The sequence below is a fragment of the Vibrio sp. La 4.2.2 genome (assembly GCF_027586995.1).
Lineage (GTDB): Bacteria > Pseudomonadota > Gammaproteobacteria > Enterobacterales > Vibrionaceae > Vibrio > Vibrio mediterranei.
In genome coordinates this window covers 560,484-575,339 of the sequence record NZ_JAPPTJ010000003.1, presented here as the reverse complement: position 1 = coordinate 575,339, position 14,856 = coordinate 560,484, and the positions used below count along the sequence as shown (strand labels likewise).

General features: G+C 44.4%; 17 protein-coding genes. 15 read left to right on the top strand and 2 right to left on the bottom strand.

Annotated features, from left to right (window positions below):
- The first annotated feature begins 54 nt into the window (after window positions 1–54).
- Together serS and OH456_RS08950 are read left to right on the top strand one after the other, a co-directional pair.
- A complete protein-coding gene (gene serS / locus OH456_RS08955; protein WP_006074062.1) occupies window positions 55–1,362 on the top strand; it encodes a serine--tRNA ligase in 1,308 nt (435 codons plus the stop codon).
- 215 nt (window positions 1,363–1,577) lie between these two features.
- Entirely contained in the window at window positions 1,578–1,844 is a 267-nt protein-coding gene (locus tag OH456_RS08950; RefSeq protein WP_171389250.1) for a DksA/TraR family C4-type zinc finger protein, read from the top strand.
- 58 nt (window positions 1,845–1,902) lie between these two features.
- Here OH456_RS08950 and bioA read toward each other — a convergent pair whose 3' ends face one another.
- Window positions 1,903–3,195: an adenosylmethionine--8-amino-7-oxononanoate transaminase gene (bioA, locus tag OH456_RS08945; RefSeq protein WP_270033296.1), complete on the bottom strand. Its 1,293-nt coding sequence runs from the start codon at window positions 3,193–3,195 to the stop codon at window positions 1,903–1,905.
- Between the two features lie 120 nt (window positions 3,196–3,315).
- Here bioA and bioB point away from each other — a divergent pair, with 120 nt between their 5' ends.
- Genes bioB through bioD form a run of 4 tightly spaced genes read left to right on the top strand, consistent with a single transcriptional unit; the run spans window position 3,316 to window position 6,990 of the window.
- A complete protein-coding gene (bioB, locus tag OH456_RS08940) occupies window positions 3,316–4,368 on the top strand; it encodes a biotin synthase BioB (protein WP_006074067.1) in 1,053 nt (350 codons plus the stop codon).
- Window positions 4,352–5,506, top strand: a complete 1,155-nt coding sequence (locus tag OH456_RS08935) for an 8-amino-7-oxononanoate synthase (RefSeq protein ID WP_270033295.1) — start codon at window positions 4,352–4,354, stop codon at window positions 5,504–5,506. Before bioB ends, OH456_RS08935 begins: the two co-directional genes overlap by 17 nt.
- Entirely contained in the window at window positions 5,507–6,310 is an 804-nt protein-coding gene (gene bioC, locus OH456_RS08930) for a malonyl-ACP O-methyltransferase BioC (RefSeq protein WP_031494197.1), read from the top strand.
- Complete coding sequence (gene bioD / locus OH456_RS08925) at window positions 6,307–6,990, top strand: dethiobiotin synthase (RefSeq protein WP_006074073.1); 684 nt, start codon at window positions 6,307–6,309, stop codon at window positions 6,988–6,990. The genes bioC and bioD overlap by 4 nt, the downstream gene beginning before the upstream one ends.
- Window positions 6,991–7,044: 54 nt before the next feature.
- Here the strand turns inward: bioD and OH456_RS08920 are convergent, their stop codons facing one another.
- The gene (locus OH456_RS08920) at window positions 7,045–7,212 is read right to left on the bottom strand and encodes a hypothetical protein (RefSeq protein WP_006074074.1); all 168 of its coding nucleotides are present in this window, start codon (window positions 7,210–7,212) and stop codon (window positions 7,045–7,047) included.
- Between the two features lie 388 nt (window positions 7,213–7,600).
- On the opposite strand from OH456_RS08920, the gene htpX reads away from it, so the two are divergent.
- The 9 genes from htpX (at window position 7,601) to OH456_RS08875 (ending at window position 14,808) form a co-directional block, all read left to right on the top strand.
- Window positions 7,601–8,476, top strand: coding sequence for a protease HtpX (htpX, locus tag OH456_RS08915; RefSeq protein WP_240207025.1), 876 nt, complete (start codon window positions 7,601–7,603; stop codon window positions 8,474–8,476).
- A 174-nt stretch (window positions 8,477–8,650) separates the two neighbouring features.
- Window positions 8,651–9,070 (top strand): nuclear transport factor 2 family protein, encoded by a 420-nt coding sequence (locus OH456_RS08910; RefSeq protein ID WP_006074077.1) that lies wholly within the window; start codon window positions 8,651–8,653, stop codon window positions 9,068–9,070.
- Entirely contained in the window at window positions 9,070–9,810 is a 741-nt protein-coding gene (locus OH456_RS08905) for an SDR family NAD(P)-dependent oxidoreductase (protein ID WP_270033294.1), read from the top strand. Before OH456_RS08910 ends, OH456_RS08905 begins: the two co-directional genes overlap by 1 nt.
- Before the next feature lie 21 nt (window positions 9,811–9,831).
- Window positions 9,832–11,124 carry an NAD(P)/FAD-dependent oxidoreductase gene (locus OH456_RS08900; RefSeq protein WP_270033293.1) on the top strand — a complete coding sequence of 431 codons (1,293 nt, stop codon included), beginning with the start codon at window positions 9,832–9,834 and terminating at the stop codon, window positions 11,122–11,124.
- A complete protein-coding gene (locus tag OH456_RS08895; RefSeq protein ID WP_006074084.1) occupies window positions 11,124–11,921 on the top strand; it encodes a DUF1365 domain-containing protein in 798 nt (265 codons plus the stop codon). Before OH456_RS08900 ends, OH456_RS08895 begins: the two co-directional genes overlap by 1 nt.
- Window positions 11,922–11,933: 12 nt before the next feature.
- Window positions 11,934–13,190 (top strand): SAM-dependent methyltransferase, encoded by a 1,257-nt coding sequence (locus OH456_RS08890; protein WP_124940895.1) that lies wholly within the window; start codon window positions 11,934–11,936, stop codon window positions 13,188–13,190.
- 34 nt (window positions 13,191–13,224) lie between these two features.
- A complete protein-coding gene (locus OH456_RS08885) occupies window positions 13,225–13,740 on the top strand; it encodes a DUF2878 domain-containing protein (RefSeq protein ID WP_270033292.1) in 516 nt (171 codons plus the stop codon).
- Window positions 13,730–14,287: a chalcone isomerase family protein gene (locus tag OH456_RS08880; protein WP_006074091.1), complete on the top strand. Its 558-nt coding sequence runs from the start codon at window positions 13,730–13,732 to the stop codon at window positions 14,285–14,287. Before OH456_RS08885 ends, OH456_RS08880 begins: the two co-directional genes overlap by 11 nt.
- Entirely contained in the window at window positions 14,284–14,808 is a 525-nt protein-coding gene (locus OH456_RS08875) for a DUF3833 domain-containing protein (RefSeq protein WP_006074093.1), read from the top strand. Before OH456_RS08880 ends, OH456_RS08875 begins: the two co-directional genes overlap by 4 nt.
- Window positions 14,809–14,856 lie beyond the last annotated feature (48 nt).

Genomic DNA, 14,856 nt, shown 5'->3' with positions numbered 1-14,856 from the left:
TTGGAAAGTAATCAGTTGTAGAGGTATTCACAACTAAAAAGCATAGGATTGGCAATGCTGGATTCTAAATTACTTCGTACAGAGCTGGATGAAACAGCTGAAAAATTAGCACGTCGCGGCTTCAAGCTAGACGTAGAGACTATCCGTAAACTTGAAGAACAACGTAAGTCCATTCAAGTAGAAGTTGAGAATTTACAATCCACGCGTAACTCCATTTCCAAGCAGATCGGCCAGAAAATGGCTGCAGGCGACAAAGAAGGCGCTGAAGAGATCAAAAAGCAGATCGGTACACTAGGTAGCGATCTTGAAGCGAAGAAAGAAGAGCTCACTGCGGTAATGGCTCAACTTGAAGACATCACACTGTCTGTTCCTAACTTGCCAGCGGACGACGTTCCTCAAGGTAAAGATGAAAACGACAACGTAGAAATCTCACGTTGGGGTGAGCCTAAGTCTTACGACTTTGAAGTTAAGGATCACGTTGATCTTGGTGAGATGGGTGATGGTCTAGACTTTGCTAGCGCAACGAAGATTACTGGTGCACGCTTTATCGTTATGAAAGGCCAATTCGCTCGCCTTCACCGTGCAATCGCTCAGTTTATGCTGGATCTTCACACGGAAGAACACGGCTATACAGAAATGTATGTTCCTTATCTAGTGAATGCGGACAGCCTGTTTGGTACTGGTCAGTTACCTAAGTTTGGTAAAGATCTTTTCCACACTGAGCCACTAACTGAAAAAGCGAGCGATGAAGAGCCACGTAAACTGTCTCTTATCCCGACAGCAGAAGTGCCAGTGACGAACTTAGTTCGTGACACTATTTCTGAAGAGGCGGACTTGCCACTTAAGATGACGGCGCACACGCCTTGTTTCCGCTCTGAAGCGGGTTCTTATGGTCGTGACACTCGTGGTCTTATTCGTATGCACCAGTTCGATAAAGTTGAATTGGTACAAATCACGAAGCCAGAAGATTCAATGAACGCGCTTGAAGAGCTAACAGGTCATGCTGAGAAAGTACTTCAGTTGCTAGAACTTCCATACCGTAAAGTGGTACTTTGTACTGGTGATATGGGCTTTGGTGCTCGTAAAACTTACGATCTTGAAGTTTGGGTTCCTGCGCAAGAGACGTATCGTGAGATCTCTTCTTGCTCAAACATGTGGGATTTCCAAGCTCGTCGCATGCAAGCTCGCTTCCGCCGTAAAGGTGAAAAGAAGCCTGAGCTGGTGCACACTCTAAACGGTTCTGGCCTAGCGGTTGGCCGTACTATGGTTGCTATTCTAGAGAACAACCAAGAAGCAGATGGTCGTATCGCGATTCCAGCTGTACTTCAAAAGTACATGAGTGGCGCAACACATATCGGTTAATGATAACCTACTAATTATTAAGCCCAGCATTGCCGGGCTTTTTTATATCTAGAAGTCAACTTTCCCCTTGTGTAGGTATGCGACGTCTGATTTAACTATTACAACAATGTAATAGTCTTTCCTGATTTCGACTGATTATTAACCTAACCCCAATAGTTATAATGTCCGCCTTACCACGGTAAGTATTCATTTCTCGACCTAACTGAGGAGGGCATATGGCCGTAGGGTGGGCAAATGACGATAGTGTCAGCCAACAAATTCAAAATACCATTGACGATGAGATTTCACGGGTAAGAAGCGCGGCGAGTCGCGGAGAAAGTGCGCTTTATTGTGATGAGTGTGGGGAGTTGATTCCTGAAGCGAGACGCATAGCGATAAAGGGTGTGAGATTTTGTATTCAATGTCAGCAATCGCTAGAGCACTTAACTCAACGTCAGGCGTTGTTTAATCGTCGGGCGAGTAAAGATAGCCAACTACGTTAATTATCATCGATATACAAAGCGGTTTGAAACCAAGCGTCAAACCGCTTTTCAGTACACGTTATCCTGCGCTTGATTCAACGAAGCAAGCTTCATTTTCCAACGCTAAATCAATCGCTTTAACTAAGGCGTCAATATGTTTCGGCTGGCTTATGTAAGGTGGCATCATATAGATCAACTTGCCGAAAGGTCGAATCCAAACCCCTTGTTCGACGAAATGCTTCTGAATCACTTCCATATTTACGGGGTGTTTGGTTTCAACCACACCAATTGCGCCAAGCCAACGCACGTTCTCAACTTGTTGGTGGCGAGTTAAGGCAGGGAGTAGCTCAGCAAACAGTGCTTCGATACTGCTGACTTGTTGCTGCCAGTGGTTCTCGGCAATGAGTTCTAAGCTGGCTGAAGCAACAGCGCAAGCTAAAGGGTTCCCCATAAAAGTAGGCCCGTGCATAAAACAGCCAGCTTCCCCGCCACATACAGTATCAGCGACATGCTTCGACGTGAGTGTAGCGGACAAAGTCATATAGCCGCCAGTTAATGCTTTGCCAACGCACATAATGTCTGGCTGGACATTGGCGTGCTGGCAAGCAAACAGTTTTCCTGTTCTTCCAAAACCCGTAGCGATTTCATCCAAAATCAGCAAAATACCGTATTGGTCGCAAAGCTCACGCACTCGGGAAAGAAATTTGGGGTGGTAAATTCGCATCCCACCAGCGCCTTGGACAATAGGTTCAAGGATTACTGCAGCGATCTCGCGGTGGTGTAGGTCAATCTTTGCTTTAAAGTCGGCAATATCAGCCTCTTCCCACTCTTCGTCAAAACCGATCGTTGGCGATTTCGCAAAAATATGCTCCGGAAGAAACCCTTTATACAAACTGTGCATCGAGTTGTTGGGATCGGTTACCGACATGGCCGCAAAGGTGTCACCATGATAACCGTGACTTAACGTCAGGAACTTAGGTCGGCTCTCTCCCTTTGCATGCCAATATTGCAGAGCCATCTTTAGACTTACTTCAACAGAGACCGAACCAGAGTCAGCTAAGAAAATGTGTTCCAGATTATCAGGTGCCAGTGCTAACAACCGTTTGCTGACGTCGATTGCCGGTTGATGAGTAATGCCACCAAACATGACGTGAGCCATCTTTTCACTTTGTTGAATCAACGCTTGATTGAGCTTTGGGTGGTTATACCCATGTATCGCAGACCACCAAGAAGACATGCCGTCTACGAGTTCAAGGCCATTTTCTAGTTTAAGAAGTACGTCATTAGCAGAGATGACGGGATAACAAGTTAAAGGGTTAAGGGTAGAAGTGTAAGGGTGCCAGATATGCTGTTTATCAAACTCTAAATCCATGAAATAAGCTCTGATTAAAAATCAACCAAGTGTAAACTTGTTGGGGTGGTCGGTGTTGACAGTGTACCGCTTGTCAGTACACTAGCCAAGACTAATTATAAGTGAGCAAAGGATAAACCAGTGGAAGTACGACACGATTGGACCCATGCCGAAGTGCAAGCGTTGATGAACAAACCCTTTATGGATCTGCTGTTTGAGGCGCAGTTGGTGCACAGGCAGTTTCAACAAACAAATCACGTCCAAGTTAGCACTTTGCTGTCGATTAAAACCGGTGCGTGCCCAGAGGACTGTAAATACTGTCCCCAAAGTGCACGTTATAAAACAGACGTAGAATCTGAACGCTTGATGGAAGTGGAGCGTGTACTAGATGCTGCTAAAAAAGCGAAAAATGCAGGCTCAACGCGATTCTGTATGGGGGCTGCATGGAAAAACCCCAAAGAGCGCGATATGCCTTTGCTAACAGATATGATTAAAGGCGTAAAAGATATGGGTTTAGAAACCTGTATGACCTTAGGCATGCTAACGCCAGATCAAGCAAGTCACTTAGCTGAGGCTGGACTTGACTACTATAACCACAACCTTGATACCTCACCTGAATTTTACGGCAACATCATTACCACAAGAACTTACCAAGACCGCTTAGACACTCTTAGCCATGTTCGTGATGCTGGTATGAAGATTTGCTCAGGTGGCATTATTGGCATGGGTGAGAGTGCTAATGACCGCGCAGGTCTGCTGATGGAGTTAGCCAACTTACCAGTGCAACCAGAAAGCGTGCCTATCAATATGTTGGTCAAAGTAAAAGGCACGCCGTTAGAAGAAGTGGACGATGTAGAACCGTTCGACTTCATCCGTCTAATTGCGATTGCCCGTATTATGATGCCAAAGTCAGCAGTGCGCTTGTCTGCTGGGCGAGAAAATATGAATGAGCAAATGCAGGCCCTGTGTTTCATGGCCGGAGCAAACTCAGTGTTCTATGGTTGTAAGTTGCTGACGACCCCTAATCCAGATGAAGATACCGATCTTCAATTGTTTAAGAAGTTGGGTATTAATCGCGAAGAGACATCGCAAAAGCCAGATGAAATCCAAGAAAGCGAGTTACTAGATAGAGTAGTAGAGCGTGTTGCTGCGCGTCCAACAAAAGACGATTTGTTCTATGACGCGAGCGTTTAACCAGCGCATCTCGGATGCTCTAATGGAAAGGGAGCGGAGCAACTTGCTTCGCTCTGTCCAAACATTGGAGTCAGGGAATCAATCTGTTTTTCATAAAGACGGTCAGTCATTCCTTAACTTCTCTTCCAATGACTACTTAGGTCTAGCGTCAAGTTCTGAGCTAAAAGACAGCTATCAGCAAGCCATCTCAGAGCTTGGAGTGGGTAGTGGAGCCTCTCCTTTAGTGACGGGTTATTCCGCACAGCATGAGTCATTGAAATCTGCGCTTACTGAATGGTTGAGTTTTGATACTGCACTGTTTTTTTCGTCAGGTTATGCTGCCAATCAAGCGCTGCTGCTCACGCTATTAACTAAGGGGGATTTGTTACTTCAAGATAGACTCAATCATGCCTCACTGATGGAAGCGGGTATGCTTTGTGGCGCAGATATGAAGCGCTTTCGTCATAACGATCTTGCCCATCTGGAGTCATTGGCTAGAGCCGAGCGTTCAACACTCGCGGTCACCGAAAGTGTGTTTAGTATGGATGGCGATCTATCCGATATCGAAGCGTTTGTCGGAATTTGCCAAACGCGCGGTATGTTGTCGATGGTCGACGATGCTCATGGCATTGGGGTAATTGGCGACAATGGATCGGGAGCCTGTGGGATCAGTGAACTCAAGCCAGAGATATTAGTCGTGACGTTTGGCAAAGCGTTTGGTCTTAATGGTGCTGCAATACTTTGCTCAGAAGAAATGGGCCAATATCTAACCCAATTTGCTCGTCACTACATTTATTCAACGGCATTTTCAGCAGCTCATGCCCGTGCTCTGTTAAAGGCTCTGTCAATGATTCAAACGCAACATTGGCGCAGAGAAAAATGGATGGAATTGTCTACCATGTTTGAGGAGCTGTTAAGCGATTGCCCAGAATATGTTTCCACCTCTACGCCAATTAAGCCTTGGGTTGTCGGTGACTCAGTTCGCGCTTTAGCGCTTTGTTCTTCTTTAAAAGAAAAAGGTGTGTGGACCACGGCTATTCGTCCTCCAACGGTACCCAGAGAAAGTGCAAGGCTGCGTATTACTCTCTCTGCGTCGCATCAGCATCAAGATGTGCTAATGCTTGCCACCCATTTGACACGTTTTTCGGAGGCAGGATAAATGACCGAAGTGTTAGCTCATTTACATACTCCATTACCAAATAAAGATGCAATTTCCGCAGCGTTTGGACGCGCTGCGGAGCATTATGACCAGCATGCTGAACTGCAACGAAAAGTGGCGGACCGTTTGCTGGACAAACTGCCCAATGACTTATCTGGATGCCGAGTGCTCGATCTTGGCTGTGGAACGGGATACTGCGCGCAGCAGTTACTGCGCAGAGGCGCTAACGTGGTCTGCGCTGATCTCTCTGCTGAGATGCTAGCAGAGGCTCAACGTCGTTGTGGTATCGAAAATGTGACTTATCAATTGGCAGACGCTGAGCAGCTACCTTTTACGTCAGCTGAATTTGACTATGTAGTCTCCAGTTTGGCATTACAGTGGTGTGCGGATTTGTCGATACCACTGCGAGAGATGAAACGCGTGACCAAAACTGGAGGCGCTGTATTCTTCTCATCTCTTGTCGATGGCTCTCTTAAAGAACTCAAGAGGTCATGGGGTAAAATTGATGCATATCAACATGTAAACGACTTTACGACGTTGAATCAGGTAAAAATTGCGTTAGCGCAATCTGGATGTCGTGACCATCAACTAGACTTGCCGGAAATGGTTATGTGGTATCGCACCGCACTTGGTTTGATGAAGGACTTGAAAGGCATAGGAGCCAATCACGTAGAAGGTCGGTCAAAAGGGTTTACTGGTAAACAGGCTCTCAAGGCACTTGAAATGGAATATCAAAAATACGCAAACCAAGATGGGTTGCTACCTGCTAGTTATCAAATTTGTTTGGGGTCAGTTGCATTATGATGAAAGCACTATTTATTGCCGGTACGGATACTGAAGTTGGGAAAACCGTTGTATCAAAAGCGATATTAAGTGCTGTAGGTGCACAAGGAAAATCAACGATAGGGTATAAGCCTGTCGCAGCAGGATGCGAAATTACAGAACACGGTCTGAGAAATTCAGATGCGTTACATCTTCAAGCGGCTGCGAATCAAGATATCGACTACGACTTAGTCAATCCTTATGCGCTTTCGTTACCTGCGTCGCCGCATATTGCTGCGATAGCCGATGATGAAGTAATTAGTTACGACAAGCTCTCTACAACCTTACACCAGCATAAAGAAAACAGTGACTTTGTGTTAGTTGAAGGCGCTGGTGGTTGGCGCGTACCAGTTTCGAAAGACGATTGTCTGTCGACTTGGGTTCAACAAGAAAAGTTGCCAGTTGTCTTGGTCGTAGGTATTAAATTGGGCTGTTTGAGCCACGCTATGCTTACTGCTGAAGCGATTAAAGCGGATGGTCTTGAATTAGTCGGGTGGGTAGCTAACCGCGTAAACCCTGGTGTGGAGCATTACGCTGAAATTATAGAGATGCTAGAAAACAAAATTGATGCACCCAAGTTAGGGGAGGTGCCTTACGTTCCTGGCTGTAAGAAGCGAGACTTAGGCAAATATATCAAGTTAGATGTACTCGAAAGCATATAAATGCAAAGGGCTGTCATTATGACAGCCCTTTTTAATTGGATAACATGTAGGAAGTTACTTATCTTCCGATAGGCCCATAAGTGCAGACTGAGTTTCCATAAGATGAATGTCTAGCTCAGTAGTGTCTTGAATACCTAGTTGCTCACGAGCTTCGTCTTCGCTGATACCGAGGTGGCAGCAAAGCAAATCAATTGCCATCTGAAAGTTGTTGTTCTCTACCATGGTATTTTCCTTTTCTACATGGAGTGTTCAATCTCACTGGACTTTAACTCGCACACTTATCACTCACAATACGACCAAAGTCTAAGACCTTTTCATCAATCACAATGAAATCTTAGCTCCATATTTTATATGCGTATAATTGCAATCATCGGTAGTTGATGTGCTTTTCTGTTATTTCATGGGCTTATAGTTTATGAAGTAATCAAGATATTAACTGTTTGTTTCAATTTAAAGCTTAACCTTGATTTTTAAATCTAAGACTATATGTATATAGTGAAATCGAAAAATGCCACACGGATCTCAAACTTGGGCCGTAGAACTTTGACTAAAACTATAAGCAAAATGGCATTTTCGTCATAATCAAGCTTCTTAATTTGGAGAAATGTGAATGAAGCGAGTATTACTCTTCCTAGCAACTAACCTTGCTGTGGTTCTAGTGTTAAGTGTTGTTCTTAACATTGTCTATGCAGTTACTGGCATGCAACCAGGCAGTTTGTCGGGTTTATTAGTCATGGCGGCAGTATTTGGATTTGGCGGTTCATTCATCTCTTTGATGATGTCAAAGAAAATGGCGCTACGTTCAGTTGGTGGAATGGTGATCGAAAGCCCTCGTAATGAAACAGAGCATTGGTTACTAGAAACCGTTGGTCGACAATCTCAGCAGGCGGGCATCGGTATGCCAACCGTTGCGATTTATGATTCTCCAGATATAAACGCATTTGCGACGGGTGCAAAGAGAGATGACTCGTTGGTGGCTGTATCTAGCGGCCTATTACACAATATGACACGAGACGAAGCAGAAGCGGTACTTGCCCACGAAGTTAGTCATATCGCGAATGGCGACATGGTTACCATGACGCTAATGCAAGGTGTCGTGAATACGTTCGTTATCTTCCTGTCTCGCTTTATTGCAAATATTGTTGCGTCAAACAATAACAGCGATGAAGGCGAAGGCGGCACTAACATGATGGTGTACTTCGGTGTTTCTATGGTGCTTGAACTGGTGTTTGGCTTCCTAGCGAGCTTTATTACTATGTGGTATAGCCGCCATCGTGAGTTTCATGCGGATGCGGGAGCAGCAAGTCTTGTTGGCAAACAAAAGATGATTGCAGCACTAGAAAGATTGAAAATGAGCCAAGAGTCTCATCTTGAAGGTTCCATGATGGCATTCGGCATCAACGGTAAGCGATCCATGACCGAACTTCTAATGAGCCACCCACCACTAGAAAAGCGTATTGATGCGTTAAGAAATCAGCAATACTAATTCTTAGAACTTGTTAAAAAGCTTGGAAAAATTTCCAAGCTTTTTTTTTGATCCTTTCAAACCTCCCCACCGTAACACTTATACAAAAAGTTGTACTTTCCAGATCTTGTATAACTTTCAGGCTGTACTAGCTTGTACTTTAGAGACTTTTGAAAAAACGAATTAAGGGTTGTTATGAATATAGAAATGGTTAGCGAGGTGTATCAGAAGCTAAACAAGAACAACCTGCATCTTCTTGAACAGATTTATCACAAGGATGTGGTGTTTGAGGACTCAGCTCATCGCTTAGAGGGGTGGGATCAACTGTCCGCTTATTTTGACTCTTTGTATACCAACGTCATCAAATGTGATTTTGACATTCGTCATCATCAACAGGTAGAAGATTCAGGTTTTCTGACTTGGACCATGCAGTTACAGCATCCCAAGCTTAATGGGGGAGAAGCCGTAAAAGTAAATGGAGTTAGTCACATTCGTTTCAGCGGAGATCGAGTCATCTTTCATCGAGATTACTTCGACTTAGGGGAAATGCTTTACGAGAACATTCCTCTACTCGGTTTTGTTATTAAGAATATTAAACAGAGGTTGGGTAAGTAATGACGCACTCGCACCAATCCATCTTCATTACCGGCGCGTCATCTGGCATAGGATGGCAGTTGGCTAATGATTATGCTGAAAAAGGTTATCTTGTCTACGCCTGCGGGCGTTCAGAGGCGAAACTTCATTCGTTACAAGCGGGCAGAGAGAACATCGTTCCACTTTCGTTTGACGTAACCGATAGGGAAGCGGTAGCACAGGCATTTAGCAAGATTGAACTAGTTCCAACGCTGTGGATAGTCAATGCTGGTGACTGCGAATACATCGATGAAGGGGTGATTGACGCAGCGTTGATAGAGCGAGTGATGACCGTCAATGTGATGGGGACCGTGAATGTACTGGAACAAATGCAGACAAGATTGTCATCGGATCATCATGTTGTGGTCGTCAGTTCAATAGCGGGTGAGTTGGCTCTGCCTCGTGCTGAAGCTTACGGTGCTTCGAAAGCCGCTATCACCTATTTAGTGCGCACTCTACAGCTCGATTGGAAAAAAAAAGGGGTTGCCATCAGCTGTGTTTTCCCTGGATTTGTGAAAACCCCACTTACGGATAAAAACGATTTTGATATGCCGATGATGGTATCGGTAGAAGAAGCTTCAAACGCGATTCAAACGGGAATAGATAAACGGGCAGCTTACATCTATTTCCCCAAGCGCTTCACATGGATTCTTCGCCTCGTCGGTATCATACCTTATGGCTTACAAACTAAATTAGTAACACGCTTGCTAAATCAATCGTGATAGATAAAGGACTTTCTTTCTATGAAAATAGCAATTATCGGTACAGGAATTTCAGGCTTAACGTGTGGTTACTATTTACATAAGCATCACGATGTAACCCTGTTTGAAGCCAATGATTATATTGGTGGTCATACCGCCACAGTGGACGTTGAGGTAAAGGGAAAGTCCTATGCCATTGATACTGGATTTATCGTTTATAACGATAGAACTTATCCCAATTTCATGAGAATGATGAAAGAGGTTGGAGTAAAGGGTGTTCCTACACAAATGAGTTTTAGTGTCAAGAACGCAGCCACGGGCTTAGAGTACAACGGTCATACGTTATCAACCTTGTTCGCCCAAAAACGCAACCTACTCAATCCAACCTTTTACCGCTTTATCTTTGAAATTTTAAGGTTCAATAAGCTTGCTAAATCGTCTGCAGAGTCAGACAAATCCCTGCTAGCAACTCAAACGCTAGGCGACTTTTTAAGTCATCATCGCTTCTCTGACTATTTCACTCAAAACTACATCCTACCAATGGGCGCAGCAATTTGGTCTTCGACTCTAGCCGATATGAGAGCATTCCCGCTTGGATTCTTTCTGCGCTTTTTCCTAAATCATGGTTTGCTTGATGTTGTTAATAGACCGCAGTGGTATGTGATTGAAGGTGGATCACGCAGCTATATCGGTCCGCTTACGCAGGGCTTTGCCGATCAGATCCGGTTGAACTCTCCTGTTACCTCGGTGTCTCGAGATTCTGCTGGAGTTACGGTGATGTCTAATGGCAACTCAGAGCGTTTTGACAGAGTGATTTTTGCTTGTCATAGCGACCAAGCACTAGCGATGCTTGCTGAGCCGACACAATCCGAATTATCGATTCTTGGTGCTATGGAGTATCAATCAAATGAAGTAGTGTTGCATTGCGATGAAAGTCTACTTCCAGTGAGAAGGTCTGCATGGGCGTCGTGGAACTACGCGTTAGATGGCTCGGAAGATGAACAATCTCGATTGCCGACATTGACCTATGACATGAACATTCTTCAGCATATTGAATCTGATACGACATTTTGCGTGTCACTCAATTCATCTAACGTGATTGACCGATCGAAAATACTCAGGACCTTCACTTATAGCCACCCGGTGTTCTCGACCCAAAGTATCGAGGCACAGCAACATAGAGAAAAACTGTGGGGACAAAATAACACGTGGTTCTGCGGAGCCTATTGGTATAACGGATTCCATGAAGATGGAGTGAAGAGTGCGTTGGATGTTGTTGAAGGTATTTTAGCCAGTGTTAACAATGCTTCCGCTTCTGTACGAGGAGCTGCGTGATGGTTTCCAACAGCCAACTTATGGTTGGACACGTAGCGCATCGTCGCTATACGCCTACCAAACACCATTTAGATTATCCGTTATTCATGCCTGCTATCGATTTAGATGAGCTTGATTCTCTAAAGCAAAAAGTTTGGGGTTTTGGGGAACGTTGGTGGCACTGGGCTCGATTTCGCCGAGAAGACTATCTAGGTGAAGGCGATTTGAAGTTAGCGGTGCAAGATAAAGTTGAGGAGCTCACTGGTGAAAGAATCGAGGGTAGAGTGGTTGCGGTTTGCCATCTGAGATACCTTGGTCTGTATTTTAGTCCGGTCAACTTCTATTACCTATATGATGAAGAGAATAACTGGCGTTATCTGTTGGCAGAAGTAAGTAACACCCCTTGGAATGAAAGACATTATTACGCTATAGAGGCAGACAAAGGTGTAAATCATCAAAATTGGCGCCATGACAAGGCATTCCACGTCTCTCCGTTTAATCCTTTAGATCAGCAGTATCAGTGGCGTCTGAAGCCGTTAGGGCAGCGCTTGTTTGTGTACTTAGCGTGTCACAAGTCAGAAAAAGTATTTGATGCCACTTTGTCAATGAAAGGGCGTGCATTTACCTCGAAGAATTTAATCCGACAATTGGTCACGACCCCAATTATGACGGTGAAAGTCGTGGTGGGGATATATTGGCACGCCTTAAAGTTATGGCTTAAAGGAACACCCATCTACGACCATTCTAAACCCAAGAAGGCTTCGGCTCATCCTGCACCTTCTGACGAATTTTCGCAGCATACGAACTCAAAGAATTAGGGAGAATTCAACATGTTAAATACGACCTCAATAGAGGCGCCTAGAGCCCTAACTGGTTTACAAAAAACCGCGAAAAGTATTGCATTCAAATGTTTATACAAACTTGAGATTGGTTGTTTGACCATCATAGAGAGCTTTCAAGAAGAAGGAAGCGTCGGCAAACATGTTGGTGAACGCTTTGGTAAACACAAAGATGGGGAACCGACAGCGATTATCGAAGTGAAACACCCAGAGTTTTACCGTCGACTAATTCAAGGAGGCAGTATCGCAGCGGGTGAAGCGTACATGGATGATTGGTGGGATAGTCCTGATTTATCCGCGTTAATGGAGTTGATGGCGGTCAACCTAGCCGCTCTTGACTCTATTGAAGATCAATCAAGTCTGCTCACGAAAGTGATGTATAAACTTGGACACTGGGTGAACCGCAATACGGTTACTAAGTCAAAAGAGAATATTCAAGCTCATTATGACTTGGGTAACAGTCTATATGAGACATTTCTCGATGAGAGAATGCTGTACTCTTCGGGCATTTATGTAAGCCCGACAGACACGCTAGAGCAAGCCCAACTCAATAAAATGGAGCGGCTTTGTCAACAATTGCAGTTAGTACCGGAAGATCACGTAATAGAAATAGGTACAGGTTGGGGCGGCATGGCGATTTATATGGCCAAAAATTATGGATGTCACGTTACCACAACTACTATTTCGGATGAGCAGTTTGATTACGCAAAACAGCAGGTCGAAAAAGCAGGACTCGAAGATAAGATTACTCTTTTGAAGCAAGACTATCGCTTACTCGAGGGAGAATTCGATAAGCTTGTTTCCATCGAAATGATTGAAGCAGTTGGTAAGCAATACTTAGTTTCCTATCTGCAAAAGTGCCAGTCTTTATTAAAACCTCAAGGTTTGATGGCGATTCAGGCTATTACTATTGCTGACCAGCGATACGATTACTATGCCGATAATGTCGATTTTATACAGAAGTACATTTTCCCTGGGGGCTTCTTGCCTTCCATCACAGCGCTTACCACTAACAGTACTAAACACACGGATCTCATCGTGAGAGATCTGTTTGATATTGGTTTGGATTACGCGAAGACATTGGTGGATTGGCGTCTAAGGTTTGAAGCATCTTTAGAGAGAGTCAGAACCTTAGGCTACGACGAGCGATTTATTCGTATGTGGCGCTACTATTTTTGTTATTGCGAAGGCGGGTTTAGGGCGAAAAGTATCAGTACCGTTCATATTACCTTCCAGCGTGGTCGTTAATAAAACGTTTGATGCTAATAATGGAGGTCACAATATGGCACCAGGGTGGAAACTTCTCATTATCAGTAGTTGGTTTCAGGTGATCTGGTTACTGTCAGTCATTGGTCAAACAAGGTTTCAGTGGCTAGCGTTGACATTGAGTATTGTGACCATTTTGGTTTCGTATCGAACGCTAAACCTTCGTTTATTGCAACTGTCGCTGTTGGTTGTCGCTGGCCTAGTTATTGATAGTCTGAACATGTTAGCTAGTCTACTTGTGTTCGACACTCATGTTTTGCCGGTATGGCTTATGGCGCTTTGGTTAATTTTTTCTTGGTATGCGTTTTATTTGAAAACTTTTTTGACGTCTTACCCAATTCTCCTCGTATCAATAATTGGTGGATTCGGTGGAGCGATTAGTTACTTGGCGGGTTTTAAGCTTGGAGCTGTAACTACGCAGTACTCGATGTTGGTCACTCTCGGAATCCTTTTTATTGAATGGGTCTTAATCGTTTACTTAATCGTGCGATATCCAAGACCAAACGAGAGAAAGTGGACTCATGAGACATAGGATAATTTTGGCGACCTTACTGAGCTTGTTACTGAGTTCTCATAACGCAGTCGCCTCCAAAGATTCCCCCGTCAGTTATCAAGCGTGGGGCCAGTGGCAAGTCGTTGGTGAGGCGCAACTCAGTTGGTTGTTCTTTGACGTTTATCGTTCCCAATTGCTTGCACCTCAAGGCATTTACGAAGTGTCAGAAGACGTTTCTCCCCATCCCATAGCATTAAGAATTCAGTATCAAAGGGACATCAGCCGACAACAACTTTTAGATGCGACGCTTGACCAATGGCAAAAAATGGGTGTCGATAAAGTGACAAGAAATCAATGGATTGCCAAGTTATACGATATTTTTCCGAGTGTATCAGATGGACAGCAGCTCATTTATGTCAGTGATGGGACATCGGGCAAGTTCTATTATCTTACGAATCAGAAGCCGCTGCAGCTCGTAGGGTCTATTGATGATGAGTCGTTGAACGATGGCTTCCTTGGTATTTGGCTAGCTCCAAATAGCCAGTATCCGAAACTTAGAGCCCAACTTATAGGGATGAATAGATGACGTTATTTCGTTGGCTTATACTGCCTCTTGTACTCATGTTAGGTGCATGTAGTGCAGACCTGTCAGATTATAAAAACAGTGAACCTAGATTTGACTTGTTCGGGTACTTTGAAGGAGAGACAAAAGCTTGGGGAATGGTTCAAGACTATACCAATAAACAGAACCGACGTTTTGACGTCACTATTGTCGGCACAGTGCAGGACAACAAGCTTGTCCTGGTTGAAGACTTCGTTTTTGATGACGGGGAAATTGACCAAAGGATTTGGACCATTGAGAAGCTCCAAGATGGTTCTTATCGTGGGGTGGCCGACGATATCATTGGCGCGGCAACCGGCAAGGAAGAGGGTAACGCTTTACAATGGCAGTACGACTTCGAACTCAAGGTTGATGGCTCAACCTATACTGTGGCTTTCGATGATTGGTTGTATCGACAAGATGATAAACACGTTTTTAACCTAACGAGCATCCGAAAGTTTGGTATCGAAGTAGGAAAGATCACACTGTTTTTCCAAAAACAGTAGGAGGTGATCTAGAACATTTATCGTTGATGATATCCACAAAAAAGGCTG

Excerpts from the sequence above, each read along its gene's own strand:
- OH456_RS08885 (WP_270033292.1), top strand. The coding sequence starts at position 13,225 with ATGGCACCAGGGTGGAAACTTCTCATTATCAGTAGTTGGTTTCAGGTG.
- OH456_RS08895 (WP_006074084.1), top strand. The coding sequence starts at position 11,124 with ATGGTTTCCAACAGCCAACTTATGGTTGGACACGTAGCGCATCGTCGC.
- bioC (WP_031494197.1), top strand. The coding sequence starts at position 5,507 with ATGACCGAAGTGTTAGCTCATTTACATACTCCATTACCAAATAAAGAT.
- OH456_RS08900 (WP_270033293.1), top strand. The coding sequence starts at position 9,832 with ATGAAAATAGCAATTATCGGTACAGGAATTTCAGGCTTAACGTGTGGT.
- OH456_RS08905 (WP_270033294.1), top strand. The coding sequence starts at position 9,070 with ATGACGCACTCGCACCAATCCATCTTCATTACCGGCGCGTCATCTGGC.
- htpX (WP_240207025.1), top strand. The coding sequence starts at position 7,601 with ATGAAGCGAGTATTACTCTTCCTAGCAACTAACCTTGCTGTGGTTCTA.
- serS (WP_006074062.1), top strand. The coding sequence starts at position 55 with ATGCTGGATTCTAAATTACTTCGTACAGAGCTGGATGAAACAGCTGAA.
- OH456_RS08875 (WP_006074093.1), top strand. The coding sequence starts at position 14,284 with ATGACGTTATTTCGTTGGCTTATACTGCCTCTTGTACTCATGTTAGGT.
- OH456_RS08910 (WP_006074077.1), top strand. The coding sequence starts at position 8,651 with ATGAATATAGAAATGGTTAGCGAGGTGTATCAGAAGCTAAACAAGAAC.
- OH456_RS08935 (WP_270033295.1), top strand. The coding sequence starts at position 4,352 with ATGACGCGAGCGTTTAACCAGCGCATCTCGGATGCTCTAATGGAAAGG.
- OH456_RS08920 (WP_006074074.1), bottom strand. The coding sequence starts at position 7,212 with ATGGTAGAGAACAACAACTTTCAGATGGCAATTGATTTGCTTTGCTGC.
- bioD (WP_006074073.1), top strand. The coding sequence starts at position 6,307 with ATGATGAAAGCACTATTTATTGCCGGTACGGATACTGAAGTTGGGAAA.
- bioA (WP_270033296.1), bottom strand. The coding sequence starts at position 3,195 with ATGGATTTAGAGTTTGATAAACAGCATATCTGGCACCCTTACACTTCT.
- OH456_RS08890 (WP_124940895.1), top strand. The coding sequence starts at position 11,934 with ATGTTAAATACGACCTCAATAGAGGCGCCTAGAGCCCTAACTGGTTTA.
- OH456_RS08880 (WP_006074091.1), top strand. The coding sequence starts at position 13,730 with ATGAGACATAGGATAATTTTGGCGACCTTACTGAGCTTGTTACTGAGT.
- OH456_RS08950 (WP_171389250.1), top strand. The coding sequence starts at position 1,578 with ATGGCCGTAGGGTGGGCAAATGACGATAGTGTCAGCCAACAAATTCAA.